Origin of the sequence: Rhodopirellula sp. UBA1907 (assembly GCF_002337565.1) — a bacterium.
In the GTDB taxonomy this organism is placed as follows: Bacteria; Planctomycetota; Planctomycetia; order Pirellulales; family Pirellulaceae; genus Rhodopirellula; species Rhodopirellula europaea.
The window spans coordinates 1,150-16,790 of record NZ_DDGH01000064.1 but is presented as its reverse complement, the minus strand read 5'-3'; the positions used below and the strand labels follow the sequence as shown (position 1 = coordinate 16,790).

Sequence of the window (15,641 nt, the reverse complement as noted above, 5' to 3'; positions counted from 1 at the left end):
GTACCAAGTCGCTCGCTCGTTGGTTCGCAACCTGGCCGCGAAAGCCGCTTCGGCACCGCCCAAAGCTTCATTGCCGACGCTGTAGTTCAGCGATCCGTTTGATTTCGACTGCCTTCTTCGATTCCCACCGAGTTCTCGATGTCTTCTTCATCACGTCCCGTTGCTTTGGTCACCGGCGCAGCCACCGGTGTGGGTCGAGCCTGTGCGATCGGACTGGCCCGGCAAGGTCACGATGTTGTCGTCAACTATTCACGCAGCGAGGCGGAGGCCAAACAAACCGCCGCCGATGTGGAAGACCTCGGCGTGAAATCCATGTTGGTCCGATGCGATGTTTCGGTCGATGAAGATGTCCGCGCGATGGTCCATCAGATTGGCGAAACCTTCGGACGACTGGATTGCCTGATCAACAACGCGGCAACTACCGAGTTCATTGAACATTCCGATCTCGAAACGCTCACCGAGCCGATGTGGGACCGCATTCTCGGCGTGAACTTGAAAGGTCCCTTCTTTGTCACACGGGCCGCCGCTGCATTGCTTCGCGAAGGCGACGGTGGCTCCGTCGTCAATGTCAGCTCCGTCGCGGGGATCACCGGTTCAGGTTCCTCGATCGCGTATTGTGCCAGCAAAGGTGGCTTGAACACGCTCACGAAATCGCTGGCTCGATCTCTCGCCCCAAAAATTCGCGTCAACGCCGTGTGCCCCGGCCCAATCGACAGCCGTTGGATTCGACAGGGAAATCCCAATTGGGACCTCGAGGAGATGGTCGCGGATTACCCACTGCCCAAGGCATCTCAGCCAGAAGACATCGCCGACGCGGTGCTGTTCTTTGCGACGGGAACCAGCATGACAACCGGCCAACTGCTCCCCGTCGATGGCGGCCAAACGTTAGGTTAGTGCCAGTTCACCGATAATCGGAGGCCCCCTCTCATTCAGTGAACCGTTGGAGCTGAAGCGGATTGGCTACCAAACCCTCGCGTTCCAGCGTCTTGCCAGTCACATTGAAACTGAAGAAAGGTGGAACCATGCATCCGTACGTCGCAGAGTTTGTTGGGACGATGTTCCTGATCTTGTTTGGCAATGGAGTGGTCGCGAACGTCGTTCTGCCAAAGACAAACGGGAACAACGGAGGCTGGATTGTGATTGCCGCAGGATGGGGCATCGGCGTTTTCATCGGAGCGTTCTGCGCCAGCGAATTCAGTGGCGCACACCTGAATCCAGCCGTCACATTCGCGATGTACTGGGCCGACACAGAGTTCGGCCTACTCGATAGTGGCGGGTACATCGGGGCTCAAATGTTGGGTGCCATGGCCGGAGCAGTTCTGGTCTATGTCTTCTACCGCGAACATTTTCGCGAAGCGTCAGATGACCCCGATAGCATGCTGGCCTGTTTCAGCACCGCACCGAGCATTCGCAAACTTCCACAAGCGTTTGTCTGCGAAATGATCGGCACCTTCGCGTTGATTTTGCCTATCTTCTTGATGGTCGCTCCCGGCTTCAGCTCTGGACCGGAACCGGTCGACACGGACCCGGTGCTCGGACTGGGCTCGATTGGTTTGCTTCCCGTCGGCTTGCTCGTGTTCGGCATCGGTTTGTCGCTGGGCGGAACCACCGGCTACGCGATCAACCCAGCCCGTGACCTCGGTCCGCGATTGATTCATGCCTTGCTACCGCTCAAGGGAAAACAAGGGAGCGATTGGGCCTACGCCTGGGTTCCCGTGCTGGGGCCGCTCACCGGTGCCGCCTTGGCTGCCCTGGTCAACGCGTTCTTGTAGGCCTTGTTGATCTACCAACTGGACGCAAACGCAGCTTCTGAATCAAGATCGTGCCCGGCCTTCGCGTTCGATCTTTTGTTGCAATTGATTGGCTCGCAAATAGCGACGTTCAACCAACTCGCTCACATCCATTTCTTGGGTGTAGTTGGCGACCATGCTAACCAATTTGATGTGGTCGATTGGCTTTGACAAATAGTCGTCGCACCCGCCGTTGAGACATCGATCTCGGTCACCTTTCATCGCGTCGGCGGTGAGCGCAATGATCGGCCAATCAATCCCCGCCGAACGCAGAAGCGCAGTCGCTTGTAACCCATCGACGACGGGCATCTGCATGTCCATCACGATCAAGTCGTATGGATGCCCCGAGTCACGAGCTTGAATGGCAGCGTCCACGCCTTGCTGACCATCTTCTGCCGTGTCAACTTTCGCTCCCGCTTTTTCGAGGAAGTGTTGACTGATGTGGCGAACATCTCTGCGATCATCGACCACCAAAACGCGGCAGTCCAATTTCGGAGTTTCCGCGAGCAACTCCTCCGGACGCGATGGTTGTTTGACCAAATCGGGTGTCACCAGCTCGATGCCTTCGACCGAATGAACGGGCAACCGGACAAAGAACGTTGACCCTTCACCGAGCTCGCTTTCCAGCGACATCTCGCCGTCCATCATCTCGATCAATCGTTGACTGATAGCCAGCCCCAAGCCACTGCCACCATATTTTCGCGTCACCGAGGCATCGCCTTGCGAAAACGGCTTGAACAATCGGTCCTGCTGTTCTTTGCTGATACCGATTCCGGTGTCGACAATCGAGAACTCAACGACCGGAGGATCGGCACCTTTCATGAAGCGAACCTTCAATCTCACCTTGCCTTCGTCGGTGAACTTGATCGCGTTGCCAATCAAGTTGATCAACACTTGACGCAGGCGAGTTGGATCGGTCTCGATCGATTGTGGAACGCGACCTTCGAACTCAACTTGGAAGTCGACATTTTTCTCGTCCGCACGGACCTGCATCAAAGACTGGATGTCGCCCACCAATCGCGGCAACGGAACCGACTCCGCGTCCACGCTGAGCTTGCCAGCCTCGATGCGAGACAAGTCGAGAATGTCGTTGATCAACGACAACAAGTGCTCGCCGTTGCGCTTGATGATCATCACGCAATTGCGATTGTCGGGGTCTTCCAAGTGGCCAAGCAAGACATCCGCGTAACCGAGAATGGCCGCCATGGGAGTCCGAATCTCATGGCTCATGTTGGCCAAGAACTCGCTCTTGGATTGATTGGCCGCCAACGCGATTTGCTCGCTTCGTTGCAAACGTTCCTCTTGGCGTTTGCGTTCGGTCACGTCCGCGACCGTTCCATCGAAACTGGTCAACACCGCTTTGCCGCGGCGTCGGCTAGCCCGAGCGATCCCCTTGCTCGATACCCAACGGATAGAACCGTCCCGGTGAACGACACGGTATTCAACCGAATAAGGCGAGGGGTCCAACGGTGACATCGATGCTCGCACCGCTTGCCGAACCCTTGCTCGATCATCCGGGTGAATCCGTTTCAAAGAATCCTCGAACGTCATTTCCTTCTGTTCGACACCGTGAATTCGGCGATAGCGTTCGTCGGTTTGAAGGGCGCTCGTCTCGGGGTCGATATTCCAAGCTCCCATTTCCGCCGCATCCAACGCCAACTGAACTCGCTCCCGAGTCGCGTTCAACATCAACGCATCCCGTTCTGCCTTCCGGCGATTGCGTTCCAGCAGATACAGCACGCTGCCGACAAGAATCAGACCGATCAACGTGGACGAAACCGAGGTTACAATCCCGCTGCGATAAGCTCGCGTCGCCATTGCTTCGCGGACAACCAACAGATCCTCTTCGATCTTTCGCATCGAGATCGCCAGATCGTCGATCTTCCCCATCAAGTTCTGATCTAAATTCAGGATCACGGCGTCGCGAGCAGCTTCGGGACCTTCTTCGGCTCGAATATCCAACACCGCATTGAGATGCGTGATTCGATCTTCGACATTGTCCCGAAGTAAGTCGAACTTGGCTCGCTGGACCGCATGGTCTTGAGTCAGCTTCTCGAATTGATCAAGGCTCTGCGTCGTGCGCTTGACAGCTTCCTCGAAAGGTTCCAAATGCCGCTGATCGCCCGTGATCAAGTAGTCCCGTTGCCCACGTTCGGCATCCATCACGGCGCCCTCGATCTCCGCTAAAGACGCCAAAACCTTCAGCGTCAAACCAACTTTGAGTCGCGTTTCCTGCAATTCACGGATGTTGTGAAATGCGATCACCCCACTGATGATCAGCACGATCATCACCACGGCAACCGCGAGTGGATTGACCAAACTGCGAGTCAGGCTTCGTTGATTTTCGGTCGTTGCGGTCGAATTCACCCGTGCTTCCATCCTCGCGTGAAAGAACGCTTCGAATTGGGCGGCGTCACCAAGACGGGCCACGATGCGTCGATGTCACCGACTGTTTTCCACTCCAATGCGGAGACAAGGGACACAGCTCGCCAGCGGAAGCTAAAAACTCTTCCGCTCCCTATCCAGTGGAACTTACTCAGATTGTCATCCTTGTCAGAAAAGGAATTGAAATCCATCTTCGCGGTTTGGTCAATTCCGCTGATCCATCGCACCGGATGGACCATTGACCGGTTCGAAAACCGCGATTCCTTTTGAGTGTATCCTCTCAGGCTGTTCGTCAAGCTTTCATTCGCGAAAGCACTGATGAACCGCCATAAGCATGTACACCTTCCGTCCCTAGCCGACCTCGACACCTGGAGAGCTCACGTGTCGATTGATTCCATTTTTGTTGCTATCAAAGCAGGCGTCGTGCGCCCCGATCCGGGATAAAACGAGCCTGTTCACTGGCGACCTCTTCACCGATGACCGTCTTAGACAAAGCGAGCCCCATCCGGAATGCCCACCGCGGAAATGACGACCGAACCTGAACTGCAGGAGATTGCGTGTCAATCGTGTGGTGCTGCGTTGACGGGTCTGTCGGGCATGCTGGCGACGATTTGCCCGTACTGTGCCTCACCATCGGTGATCCAGCGTCCTCCGTCAAAGAACCGCCCCACGCCGACATTCGCGATTGGCTTTGTTGTGGACCAAGAACGAGCCACACAGCTGGTTAAACAATGGATCGGCCGAGCCCACTGGTTCGCTCGCTCCGATTTCAAACGAGCCGCACCAGACTGCACGCGTGGAGTTTATCTGCCAGCGTACTTGTATGGCGCCGTTGCCGATACCCAGTATTCCGCCAGCATCGGTGAGAACTACACGGAAACGGAAACCTACACAACGACCGATTCCAATGGCAAAAGTGTCACACGAACTCGAACCGTCACCAAAACCGAATGGCGGAACCTGACCGGGCAACATTCGTGCTATGTCCTGGACGTGATTGTGACCGCATCCAAAGGCACCGACAACGATTCACTGGAAGCGATTGAACCGTTTGATTTGCGAGCCCTTCGTCGGTATTCACCATCGATCATCACCGGTTGGCTGGCGGAACTCCCCTCCAAAGACCAAGCGACTTGTTTTCAGTTGGCACATGGCGAAACAATCGCGAAAGTCGGTTCGCAACTGAAACATTTCATGCCCGGTGATTCCCATCGGAACCTGGAACATCGCACACAACTCTCTCGCGAAGTGATCGACCTCGTGCTTCTGCCCATCTGGTGCTTTGCCGTCCGCTACGACGAGAACCAACCTCCGGTGCAAATTTTGGTCAATGGACAAACCGGGCGAGTCGCTGGCAGCGTGCCCACATCGACCACCAAAATCGCATTGGTCGTCGGAGCCGTGCTGCTGTTCATCGCCGCCATCGTTCTTCTTTCCGCCATGCAGTGAGTTGACGATGCCTGAAATCATTTCTGTTTGCTCTCGCTGCGACACGCCGCTCGAACACGGCGACCTGCGCTGCTCGATTTGTGGTCAATCGTCCCCTCCAATCGAAACCGCAAAACAGCAAGTCGCTGCGAAGATCTTACGTTGCAAGGGTTGCGGTGCTGCGGTCGCGTTTGATCCAGAGCATCAAGCCCCGCGATGTTCGTTCTGCGATGGAATCGTTGAGATCGAAACCATCGTCGACCCGATGGAACAAACCGAAGCCTATCTGCCCTTCATGCTGACACCCGATGATGCTCAGCGTGCTCTCCGGCAATGGCTCGGTTCACTCGGTTGGTTCCGCCCCAGCGATCTGACCTCCGCTTCCCACGTCGATGACCTGCATCCGCTGTACTGGGTCGCATGGGTCTTCGACACCGAGTGCAAAATCAGTTGGGCGGCAGACTCCAACGCCAATTCACGACGATCAAGCTGGGCACCTCACTCTGGTCAAACCGATGTGGTGTTTCAAAACATTCTCGTGTCCGCATCACGTGGACTCTCGCAAGCGGAAGCGGTTGCCGTCAGCCAGCGACTGGATCTTCGCACCGCACGAGCGACTCCCAACCTCGAAGACGGTGTGACGAGAGAGCAATTTGATGTGCAACGATCTCAGGCACGACGTCAAGTCCGTGACGCGTTGCGTTTGATGGCAAAGAAGCACGTTGAGGGAACCCAAATTCCAGGCTCAAGCTTTCGAAACGTTCACGTCGAAACCGTTGTCAAAGGTCTGACCACCCGGCGTTTGTCACTGCCCGCCTATGTCATGGCGTATCGCTATCACGATCAGCTCTACCGAGTCGTCATCAGCGGGCAAAACTCGCAGGACCTGACAGGAACCGCCCCCTACTCCACTGCGAAAATCGTGCTCACGATCTGCGGTGCGGTTGCCTTGGCATTGCTGTTCTTGATGGTGATCGCAGCCGCTCAGTGAATTCGACGCCAACGACGTCGATTTTGAATGCGATCACTTTTTGCTGGACAACTGAATCGTCCCGGCGTCCCAAGAGTCTCCGTCCGGCACCGTCCACTGAATGGATGACTGGTCAGGTTTTGAGTAGCGACCGTTCAATCGATCGCCTTCCTGAGAACGCGTCACAATGTTGAACTCGCTCCATACGAAGGTGACATCGTACGTCCCCGGTTTCACTCCATCACCTTGCGTCAGCGTGCTGATTTCAAATTGCCCACCTTCCGATGTGATCCCCTTTGCCAGCGACGGTGCATTGGATTGAGGATGCAGCTCAATGACGACGCCGACCGCAGGCTGGCCGTCCACTTCTAAAACGCCGCTCACCGGAACCATTCCATCGTCAGGCTTCTTGCTGGTGCAACCAACCATCAGCCCGATCAACAACACCAAACTCAACTGCTGACAAATTCCCACAGCTGCAACCCTTCGCCGTTTCAACATCCTAAATCCCATCTTCAGCAATCACTTCCCGGCCACGTCGCGTGATGTTGGACGAAAACACAAGCGGTTCAATGCTGGTGTTGATAAAGCGAATCGAGCCATCAGCGAATGCAAAGTGACAACCGCCTGAGTGAAAGCTGTGGAACCCGAACCCTCGAGCATTGGTGCAGTTGATCGCACAGGGTCCACCAACCGGAGGCCAACTCAATCCACTTCGCAAAGAACCTTGTAGCCAGTGTTCGCCGTTGAGCAGATCTCCCCAACCGCCGCCTTCGACGCCGATCAATGCGGCGGTGGCAACCGGGTCTTCGCGACCAGCGCTGTAAACCACGTTGCCGCCCGTGCGTTCACCAAACAAAGTTGTGTGAGACAATCCATCCAAGATGTCGGCAAAACGGCCGTCTTGGTCGCCACCGAAAATTGCACTGACAACCTGAAGAGCACCTTCGCGGCCGCCACTCAGTGTCGCGCCATAGGCGAAGTTCGCATACGTTCCACGCACACCCGTGGTCGGGGAAAAATCCGCCGGGGCTAAATTCGTCGCCGTGAATGGCAATCCGGCCGGATTGGAATCGAACAAGTAACGCCGTGACTCAATTCCACCGGGCGAGGAAGGACAGATAAACATCGACATCGGCGTTTGCAAAGCGGCCACGTTGTCGGAGCTGAGTTGATCGACCGGCAAGATGCTTTGATCGATTTGGTCGTACAGCCCTTGTTGTTCCAGCTGTGGCAAGATCGACATCATCCAGTTGCCACCGTTGAACGCCTTCGGTGGAGTCTCCAACCACCACGCTCTTGGCAACTTGCGAAATGCCGAGTGGTAATTGTGAATCGCCAAGGCGAGCTGACGTGATCGGTTGCTGCAATCGGCCCGTCGTGCCGCTTCGCGAGCCGCCTGGACCGCGGGCAACAACAGCCCCACCAGCATTCCAATGATCGCAATAACGACCAGCAACTCAACCAACGTGAATCCAGATCGCGATGGCTTCGCTAAGTCGTCTGCGATCTCGCCACTTTTGCTGCCAATCGGCTGTGTCGTTCGTCTCATTGCCTCGTGCCTGTTTGCAATGTGTCGATGCATTCACCACAGACGACCGCAAACGCCACCCACCCCCCCGAAAGAACCTCGGCAACACGCAAAATGGTGTCGCAAACCTGGGAAACTTCGTTGTTCTGATGCTTACGATGTTCAAGGTGAAAAACCATGAAGAGATCGCAGAATACACCGTCTTGGGGTCCCCCGAAGGCCAAAAAGCGCGAAAATCCACCTCCGCCGCCGAAATGGAGTTTCGACAAACATTGCCGTCCTCAAAGGAGGAAGAAAACGACACAACTGATTTGCCGGCTAACGAGACCAGCCGGTATCAACCATTCGACCTTTGGACCGATCCCCAGCTCGCCGCGCCCGGGAACTCAGGCGAAGGCGTCTTTCCAGGGTCCCGTGATGGCACAGGTAATACCGGGGCTTTGCAAATTGACGAACAACCATTTCCCATCGGGACTGAACGTCGCTCCGGCCCACTCTTTGGTTCGGAAGTCACCCTGGAAGCCGTTCTTTTCTCCATGGAGCTGAACGTTGTTTTCCGCCAACAACTTCAATCGTCCATCTTGCGAAAGCGTGAACGCTCGTTGCGGATACTCGTTGGCTCCGTAGTCATTGTCTTCGCACAGCACCAAACCACCTTGAGGACTGACACATAGGTTGTCGGGCATGTTCAAGGTTGGCTTGCTGGGCGATTCAAACAACAACGTCAACGTTTGCTGCTTTGGATCGAACTGCCAAATTTGGCCCGCCTTCGCCGCACCACCACTGGTCGCGTCGAAGTACACGACGCCGTTGCCGAACCAGCACCCTTCGAGGCGTGAGAACGCCGAGCCACCTTTCGCCTGCCCCTGCCGAAAGACACCCAACTCATCACCGATTTCGCCTTCTTTCGAAACGTTCTTCAGCGACTCAGGACTGTGAGCCAGCGTTGGGTCATCGATCAAGTGCCAACGCACATCGAACTGGGTACCGTTTTGGAAACCGCCACGCAAGTCAGACTGACCGACGACTTCCGCCATTTCCAAGCGTCCTCCATCGGCCAACTTGCCAGGCGTGTTGGGCAAGAAACGATAGAAGCCCGACGTCGAACGATCTTCCGTGAGATACACGATGCCGCTGTTTCGATCGATCGCAACGGCTTCGTGAACAAAGCGGCCCATGTCTTTCAATGGCACCGGATTGCCATCGTCATCGGTGTGGCCGACTTCGAAGACCCAACCGTGAGTCTTCTCGAACGTGCGAACCTTGTCGGCCTTGTAGTGGTCGGCATCGAGAGGTCCCAACACGGTCTCTTCAGCGGTCAGCCAAGTTCCCCACGGCGTCACGCCACCGGCACAGTTGCGACTGGATCCGGAGAACACCACACGGCTGTCGAGCCATTCCCCTTTGGCACTGTCAAACCGCAACTCGGTGCAACCGCCTTGAGCTCGACTGTCATAGGCATGCCCCAATTTGATCGCGATCGCTCGACCGTCGTCGCCTATTTCGTGGTTGCGACAAAGCGTCAACACATCGCCCTCTCCAGAGATCACTCCCATCCCATCATGAGCGGCCGGGGTCGGTATTCCATCGGCCATGATGTCACCCGTCCAACCAAACGTGCGATAGCGGAACCCTTCCGGCAATCGCAACAGCGGCAACCCCGTCGTGTCATCTGATGTGGGTCGCAAAGTTGATACGGCGTCGGGCTGCTCGCCTCGTACCACACGTTGCCCCAATCCGGCCAAAGCCGCGGTCACACCGAAAGAACCCAAGGCGGAAAAGTTGTCGCTGAGAAATTGTCGACGATTGCGATCGGTCACGATGCAGACCACTCCTATCGGAAAGGGATCGTATGGAGGCAGATCAGCCCAGCCGATCCATTGAAACTGGCTTGGATAGAACACGGCTGTGGGACGCCTGATCGCCCACTGCCGATTTCGCGACAGAGTATCGAATTTGTGTTCAAACGCATCTCGCTGTTTTGCACCAAACGACAAACTTCATGGTTTGTTCATAAAAGCCATCGACCGAATTTGTGAAGTTTTCCCGAAATCGAAGCATGCAACCGCGGATCACATTGGTTCAAAATGAGCGGTCGATACACTTCCCGCAAAATGGCCGCCAGAGCCTGCGGGGGCGATCGAAATCGCCTTCCTGTCTTCACCGGCTGACGCGATGCCATTTGATTTTCGTTTTGCCGATCCCGCCTGACACACACCGAGCCACCCATGTCACGACCAACCCACGCTGATCGAGTCTCTTCCGCCGCCTGGAATCGTCGGCGGTTCCTCGCGTTCACCGGCGCACTGCCCGCCTATGTGCTATCGACCCAACACGCCTGGGCCGACGCCAAGATCTCGTTCTCAAGCAACCCGTTCAGCCTAGGCGTCGCGTCCGGAGACCCCGATCATCGCGGGATGGTGTTGTGGACTCGCCTGGCACCGTCGCCGTTGCTTCCCGATGGCGGCATGCCGGCCCAAAACGTCGAGGTGACCTGGGAAGTCGCAACGGATGACTCGATGCGAAACGTCGTTGCATCCGGTACTCAACTGGCCACACCTCAACTGGGTCACTCCGTCCACGTCGAACTGAACCAACTCGAGTCCGACCGATGGTACTGGTACCGATTCAGATGCGGCGACGCTGAAAGCACGATCGGTCGCACCCGCACCATGCCACTGCCGCACCAGCTGCCCGACAAAGTTCGCTTTGCCGTCACCTCATGCCAGAACTACGAACAAGGTCTCTACACCGCCTACGAGCAAATGGCGGCCGACAACGTCGACATGGTCTTTCACCTAGGCGACTACATCTACGAATACGAAGCCGGTCGCAATGGAAAAGTCCGAACTCACCATGGTTCTGAAATCATGTCACTGGGTGACTACCGCGTCCGCCACGCTCAGTATCGATCGGATCCATTGCTGCAAAACATGCACGCTCAATGTCCTTGGTGGCTGACGTGGGATGATCATGAGTTTGACAACAACTGTGCTTGCGACATTTCAGAAGAGTCAGGCGTCGACTCACTCTCGTTCCTTTCGCGTCGAGCCAACGCCTACCAAGCCTATTACGAAATGATGCCGCTTCGCTTGCGTCAGATTCCTCGTGGCAGCGACATGCGTTTGTATCGCTCCGGCCAATTTGGACGACTGGCCGAGTTCTCGATTCTGGATACCCGTCAGTACCGAACTGACCAACCCAATGACGATCGCAAGAGCCCACTGAACGACGCCGCCTTGGATCCAACTCAATCGATGTTGGGAACGAAGCAACGCGGATGGTTGTCTCGCAACCTGATCCGATCAACCGCCACTTGGAACGTACTGGCACAACAAGTCATGATGGGAATGGTCAACCGTTCCGGCGATCCTGATGATCCTCAATTCTCGATGGATCAATGGCCCGGCTACGCTCACGAACGGATGGAACTACTGAACTACATTCGCGACCGACAAGTCAGCAATCCTGTTGTCTTGACCGGCGACATTCACTCCAACTGGGCCAACGAACTTCGCGTTGACGACCGGCAAACGGAACAAGGTCTCGTTGCCACTGAGTTTGTTGCGACTTCGCTATCCAGCGGAGGCAACGGTCCGGACAAACCCAAGAACCTCGACGCGGTGCTGGCAGAAAACGCTTGTGTCAAATGGCACAACGCCGAACGCGGCTACATCCGCTGCGACGTCACGCCGGATAGCTGGAAGTCCGACTACATGGTTGTCGACGATGTGTTGAAACCAGGCGGCAAAACATTCGCTCGCACTTCCTTCGTTGTCGAATCAGGTTCCCCCAAACTGAACCAAGCCTGATCACGAGGATCGTATTGTTGCACTTTGGCCGGTGACTTCAACAGTCACCGGCCGGATGCTCGATGTTTGACCAAGCAGTTGGCCAACTTCTCCAACGAACACATGTTCTCCGAATGCCAAAATCAAATTTGCCATTCGGATGATGCAGAAATTCCGCCGCCGCTGGAACCTTCTTTCGAGTTCCAGCAACACCCATCGAGCCGACTGCTTGGCTCCATCTGCACGGTGTTGCAATTTGGCGATGTATCTCTTCAGTTGCGGAGGCTTCCAGTTGTCCAGCCAATGTGTTCGCGGGATAGAACACAGGCCGAGCGTGCAGCGATCGAGACCTGCCGCCACCGAACGGTGGTTTCCCACATCCGTTTGGTCGGATGGCTTCTTGCCTTCTGAGCAACCAGGATCGATTGCAATCGATCGAGCACGCCGGCTCACTCCATAGACATCCACGCTCGATGGACACGGCAAATGCGACAAATCATCGGACTACCGCCGCCTTCGATGATCCAAAAGCTAGGGCGATGAACTAGAATACGACGTTCACCCACCTCCCCACCTCTCACCTTCTTCGGCGAGCAAAACTCGCTGCTAAGAACCTGCCTCAAAATGAAACTGTTAGCCAAAAACAATTTGCGACCACCAGCAAATCAATTGCGACTTTCGACGTCAAAACTGACTCGCGTTGGCCTCGCTTGTGCAACTCTCCTCCTCGCCGGAGGACTGTCGCGGTCGCACGCGGATGACAAGTCCGCTGACGAGTCCGTCGGCCCCGAAGTCATCACGACCGTCACGGACAATGAAACTCAACAAACCAAACGAGTCCGTCCGGAATACCTGCAACCCGTCGAAGTCGATGGAGATGTGCCCGCCACCTCGCTGCCACTGAAACCATCCCAAGGCGAAACGATTGCCTTCCTCGGCAACGGCTTGGCCTCGCGAATGGAGTTGTTCAATGCGTTTGAAACAGCTCTCTACAAACAATTCCCCGACAAACAACTGACCTTCCGGAACATGGGCTTCCCGGGCCACACGCCCGCCTACCGCCCCGAAGCCGGCAAGAAAGACCCGTGGGCATTTCCCGGTGCTGAGAAGTTCCGACCTGAAATCCAAGCCCACTACGGCGAAGGCCATTATCCCAAACCAGACGAATGGCTGACCATTGTCCAAGCACACACGATCGTTGCCTTCTTTGGGTTCAACGAATCCTTCGACGGCATGGACGGGGTCGAAAATTTCAAAAACGAACTGCGTGCCTTCGTCGATCACACCCTTTCACGATCCTACGAACGTGACGCATCCAAACCACCTCGTTTGGTGCTGGCCACTCCGATCGCGATGGAGCAACACCCCGAGTTCAATCTCCCCAACGCGGACGAGCGAAACGCCATCCTCAAGGCGTACTCGGATGCCGTCGGTGCGGTCGCCGATGAAAAACACGTCGGCTTCATCGATCTCTACACACCCACCTCGCAGTGGTTCCAAACCTCCGACGAACCGCTGACGATCAACGGCGTGCACCTGTCCGAAGCAGGTTATCGCAAACTCGCTCCCGTCATCATGCAGCAATTGTTCGGTGCCGACTCCGGTGTCGCCCCCGCCGATTCGCTGTTGCACCAAGCCGTCCAAGACAAAGCGTGGTTCTGGCGCAATGACTTCCGCATGCTCAACGGCGTGCACGCTTACGGTCGTCGCTGGGCTCCCTACGGCAACTTCAACTACCCCGAAGAAATCGAAAAGATCCGCCAAATGACGGTCTTGCGTGACCAAAACATTTGGGCCATCGCTCAAGGCAAATCGTCGACGCTGGAAGTCGATGACTCGATCACCCGGCCTCTGTCGTCAGTTGAAACGAACTTCCGCATGAGCGAGAAGAACGGCAACCCGGACTACCTCAAAGGCGAAGAAGAAGCTCTCAAGACTTTCACGTTGCCCGAAGGCTACGAAGTCTCGATGTTTGCTTCCGAGCAGGATTTCCCGAACCTGGGCAACCCTGCCCAGATGCGTTTTGACAATCAAGGCCGCTTGTGGGTTTCGACCCTGCCCAGCTACCCGCACTACAAACCAGGCAACTCCAAACCCAACGACATGATCCTCATTTACGAGGACACCGATGGCGACGGACGAGCCGACAAGGAAACGGTCTTTGCCGATGGCTTGCACATGCCTATCGGTTTCGAACTGGCTCCCGAAGGCGTTTACCTTTCACAAGAACCTTTCTTGGTTCTGCTGAAGGACACCGATGGAGACGACCACGCCGACAAGATGGAATACTTGCTCGACGGTTTCGATCCGCACGACACTCACCATGCCATCTCAGCATTTGATGTCGACCACGGTGCCGGCATTTACATGTGCGAAGGTCGTTTCCTGCACTCGCAGGTCGAAACCCCCTGGGGTCCCGAACGCATGACCGACGGAGGCGTCTGGCGTTTCGATCCAAGCTCTTGGAAAGTCGAACGCGTGATGCAGTCCGATGTTTCCAACCCGTGGGGCGTCGCTCACGACGAATATGGTCAAACGTTCGTCAACGATGCCTCCGGCGGTTCGCAGTACTGGATGCTCGGTTACTCGATGAAGGTCCCGCACTCAAAAGAGATTCCAAAGGTTTCGAAGTTCAATTACGAACACCATGCTCGTCCAACATCGGGCTCGGAGTTTCTCTACAGCCGTCACTTCCCCGATGAAGTTCAAGGCGACTACATGTACGCCAACACAATTGGCTTCCTGGGAATCAAGCAGTACAAGACGGTGGAAGACGGCGTTGAGATCAAAGGCAAATTCCGCCAAGACTTGATCCAGTCTTCCGATGGCAACTTCCGTCCTTGTGACCTGGAAGTCGCTCCCGACGGAAGCCTGTACTTCATCGATTGGCACAACACGCTGATCGGTCACATGCAACACAGCGCTCGTGACCCGATGCGGAACTCAGAGTACGGCCGCATCTATCGCATCACTCATTCGGACCGCGACCTGGTCGAACCGCCAACCGTTGCCGGTGCTGACATCGAGCAACTGTTCGAGAACATGAAGTTGCCTGAACTCAACGCTCGCAAACGTTCGCATCTCGAACTTCGCGGTCGTGACAAACAAGCCGTGCTCGCTGCGGCGAAGAAATTCGCCAGCGACAACGCTGACAACGAACGCCTGGTCCTCGAAGCTCTTTGGGCAACCTGGGGTCACCAAGAACCATCCACCGAGCTAATCAATCAGTGCCTGAAAGCTGAAGACCACCGCGTCCGCTCCGCAGCGGTTCGAGTCGTCCGGCACTGTCTGCACTTGCTCGATCAACCTGAGACGTACTTGCTGACCGCCGCGACCGACGAACACCCACGCGTTCGCTTGGAAGCTCTCTCGGCCGGTTCATGGTTGGGTGGCAAACGCGGAGCGGAAGTGTTGCTGACGGTCGCCTCCCAGAAAACGGATCGCTGGATACGCAACGCTCTTAACAGTGCCATGCCGCTGCTCAAAGAAGACGTCGAACAGTTGATCGAAGACAAGCAATTCGATCCAGAAAACTTGTTGGTGGAATACAAGCAATTGCTCGCCAGCAAATTGGAAGGTGCCGCCAAACCGAAGGATTACCGAACCAAGTCCGACAAGTTCAAGAACAAGACGTTTGCTCAGACCTACAACCTGGGTCAGCAAGTCTTCTTTGAAGAAGGATCTTGTTACGCCTGCCACCGTGACAACGGCGAAGGCATCGTTCGGATCTACCCGCCACTGGCTGG

Annotated in this window: 10 protein-coding genes; 6 read left to right on the top strand and 4 right to left on the bottom strand. The window is 55.9% G+C overall.

The annotated features are described in order from the left end of the window. Positions 1-138 precede the first annotated feature (138 nt). Entirely contained in the window at positions 139-894 is a 756-nt protein-coding gene (locus B2R17_RS13920) for an SDR family NAD(P)-dependent oxidoreductase (RefSeq protein ID WP_286764457.1), read from the top strand. Between the two features lie 128 nt (positions 895-1,022). After that, complete coding sequence (locus B2R17_RS13915) at positions 1,023-1,772, top strand: MIP/aquaporin family protein (RefSeq protein WP_349676992.1); 750 nt, start codon at positions 1,023-1,025, stop codon at positions 1,770-1,772. Positions 1,773-1,814: 42 nt separating this feature from the next. Here B2R17_RS13915 and B2R17_RS13910 read toward each other — a convergent pair whose 3' ends face one another. After that, on the bottom strand, positions 1,815-4,169 hold the full coding sequence (locus B2R17_RS13910; RefSeq protein WP_286764509.1) for a CHASE3 domain-containing protein: 2,355 nt from the start codon (positions 4,167-4,169) through the stop codon (positions 1,815-1,817). A 516-nt stretch (positions 4,170-4,685) separates the two neighbouring features. Between B2R17_RS13910 and B2R17_RS13905 the strand changes: the two genes are divergently transcribed. Both B2R17_RS13905 and B2R17_RS13900 read left to right on the top strand, forming a co-directional pair. Next, complete coding sequence (locus B2R17_RS13905; protein WP_286764455.1) at positions 4,686-5,624, top strand: hypothetical protein; 939 nt, start codon at positions 4,686-4,688, stop codon at positions 5,622-5,624. Positions 5,625-5,631: 7 nt separating this feature from the next. Further along, a complete protein-coding gene (locus tag B2R17_RS13900; protein ID WP_286764454.1) occupies positions 5,632-6,594 on the top strand; it encodes a hypothetical protein in 963 nt (320 codons plus the stop codon). A gap of 33 nt (positions 6,595-6,627) precedes the next feature. Here the strand turns inward: B2R17_RS13900 and B2R17_RS13895 are convergent, their stop codons facing one another. The 3 genes from B2R17_RS13895 to B2R17_RS13885 all read right to left on the bottom strand — a co-directional run bounded on the left by B2R17_RS13895 (position 6,628) and on the right by B2R17_RS13885 (position 9,936). Next, a complete protein-coding gene (locus B2R17_RS13895) occupies positions 6,628-7,074 on the bottom strand; it encodes a hypothetical protein (RefSeq protein WP_339888135.1) in 447 nt (148 codons plus the stop codon). Between the two features lies 1 nt (position 7,075). Further along, positions 7,076-8,125: a DUF1559 domain-containing protein gene (locus B2R17_RS13890; RefSeq protein ID WP_286764453.1), complete on the bottom strand. Its 1,050-nt coding sequence runs from the start codon at positions 8,123-8,125 to the stop codon at positions 7,076-7,078. A gap of 365 nt (positions 8,126-8,490) precedes the next feature. After that, entirely contained in the window at positions 8,491-9,936 is a 1,446-nt protein-coding gene (locus B2R17_RS13885) for an alkaline phosphatase PhoX (RefSeq protein ID WP_414707319.1), read from the bottom strand. Positions 9,937-10,332: 396 nt separating this feature from the next. Between B2R17_RS13885 and B2R17_RS13880 the strand changes: the two genes are divergently transcribed. Both B2R17_RS13880 and B2R17_RS13875 read left to right on the top strand, forming a co-directional pair. Then, the gene (locus B2R17_RS13880; protein ID WP_286764451.1) at positions 10,333-11,916 is read left to right on the top strand and encodes an alkaline phosphatase D family protein; all 1,584 of its coding nucleotides are present in this window, start codon (positions 10,333-10,335) and stop codon (positions 11,914-11,916) included. A gap of 603 nt (positions 11,917-12,519) precedes the next feature. Then, a partial coding sequence (locus B2R17_RS13875; RefSeq protein ID WP_286764450.1) for a PVC-type heme-binding CxxCH protein occupies positions 12,520-15,641 on the top strand: 3,122 nt, incomplete at its 3' end.

Bases quoted from the DNA above. Each gene is read 5' to 3' on its own strand.
- B2R17_RS13900 (WP_286764454.1), top strand. From the start codon at position 5,632: ATGCCTGAAATCATTTCTGTTTGCTCTCGCTGCGACACGCCGCTCGAA.
- B2R17_RS13890 (WP_286764453.1), bottom strand. From the start codon at position 8,125: ATGAGACGAACGACACAGCCGATTGGCAGCAAAAGTGGCGAGATCGCA.
- B2R17_RS13895 (WP_339888135.1), bottom strand. From the start codon at position 7,074: ATGTTGAAACGGCGAAGGGTTGCAGCTGTGGGAATTTGTCAGCAGTTG.
- B2R17_RS13920 (WP_286764457.1), top strand. From the start codon at position 139: ATGTCTTCTTCATCACGTCCCGTTGCTTTGGTCACCGGCGCAGCCACC.
- B2R17_RS13880 (WP_286764451.1), top strand. From the start codon at position 10,333: ATGTCACGACCAACCCACGCTGATCGAGTCTCTTCCGCCGCCTGGAAT.
- B2R17_RS13915 (WP_349676992.1), top strand. From the start codon at position 1,023: ATGCATCCGTACGTCGCAGAGTTTGTTGGGACGATGTTCCTGATCTTG.
- B2R17_RS13905 (WP_286764455.1), top strand. From the start codon at position 4,686: ATGCCCACCGCGGAAATGACGACCGAACCTGAACTGCAGGAGATTGCG.
- B2R17_RS13910 (WP_286764509.1), bottom strand. From the start codon at position 4,169: ATGGAAGCACGGGTGAATTCGACCGCAACGACCGAAAATCAACGAAGC.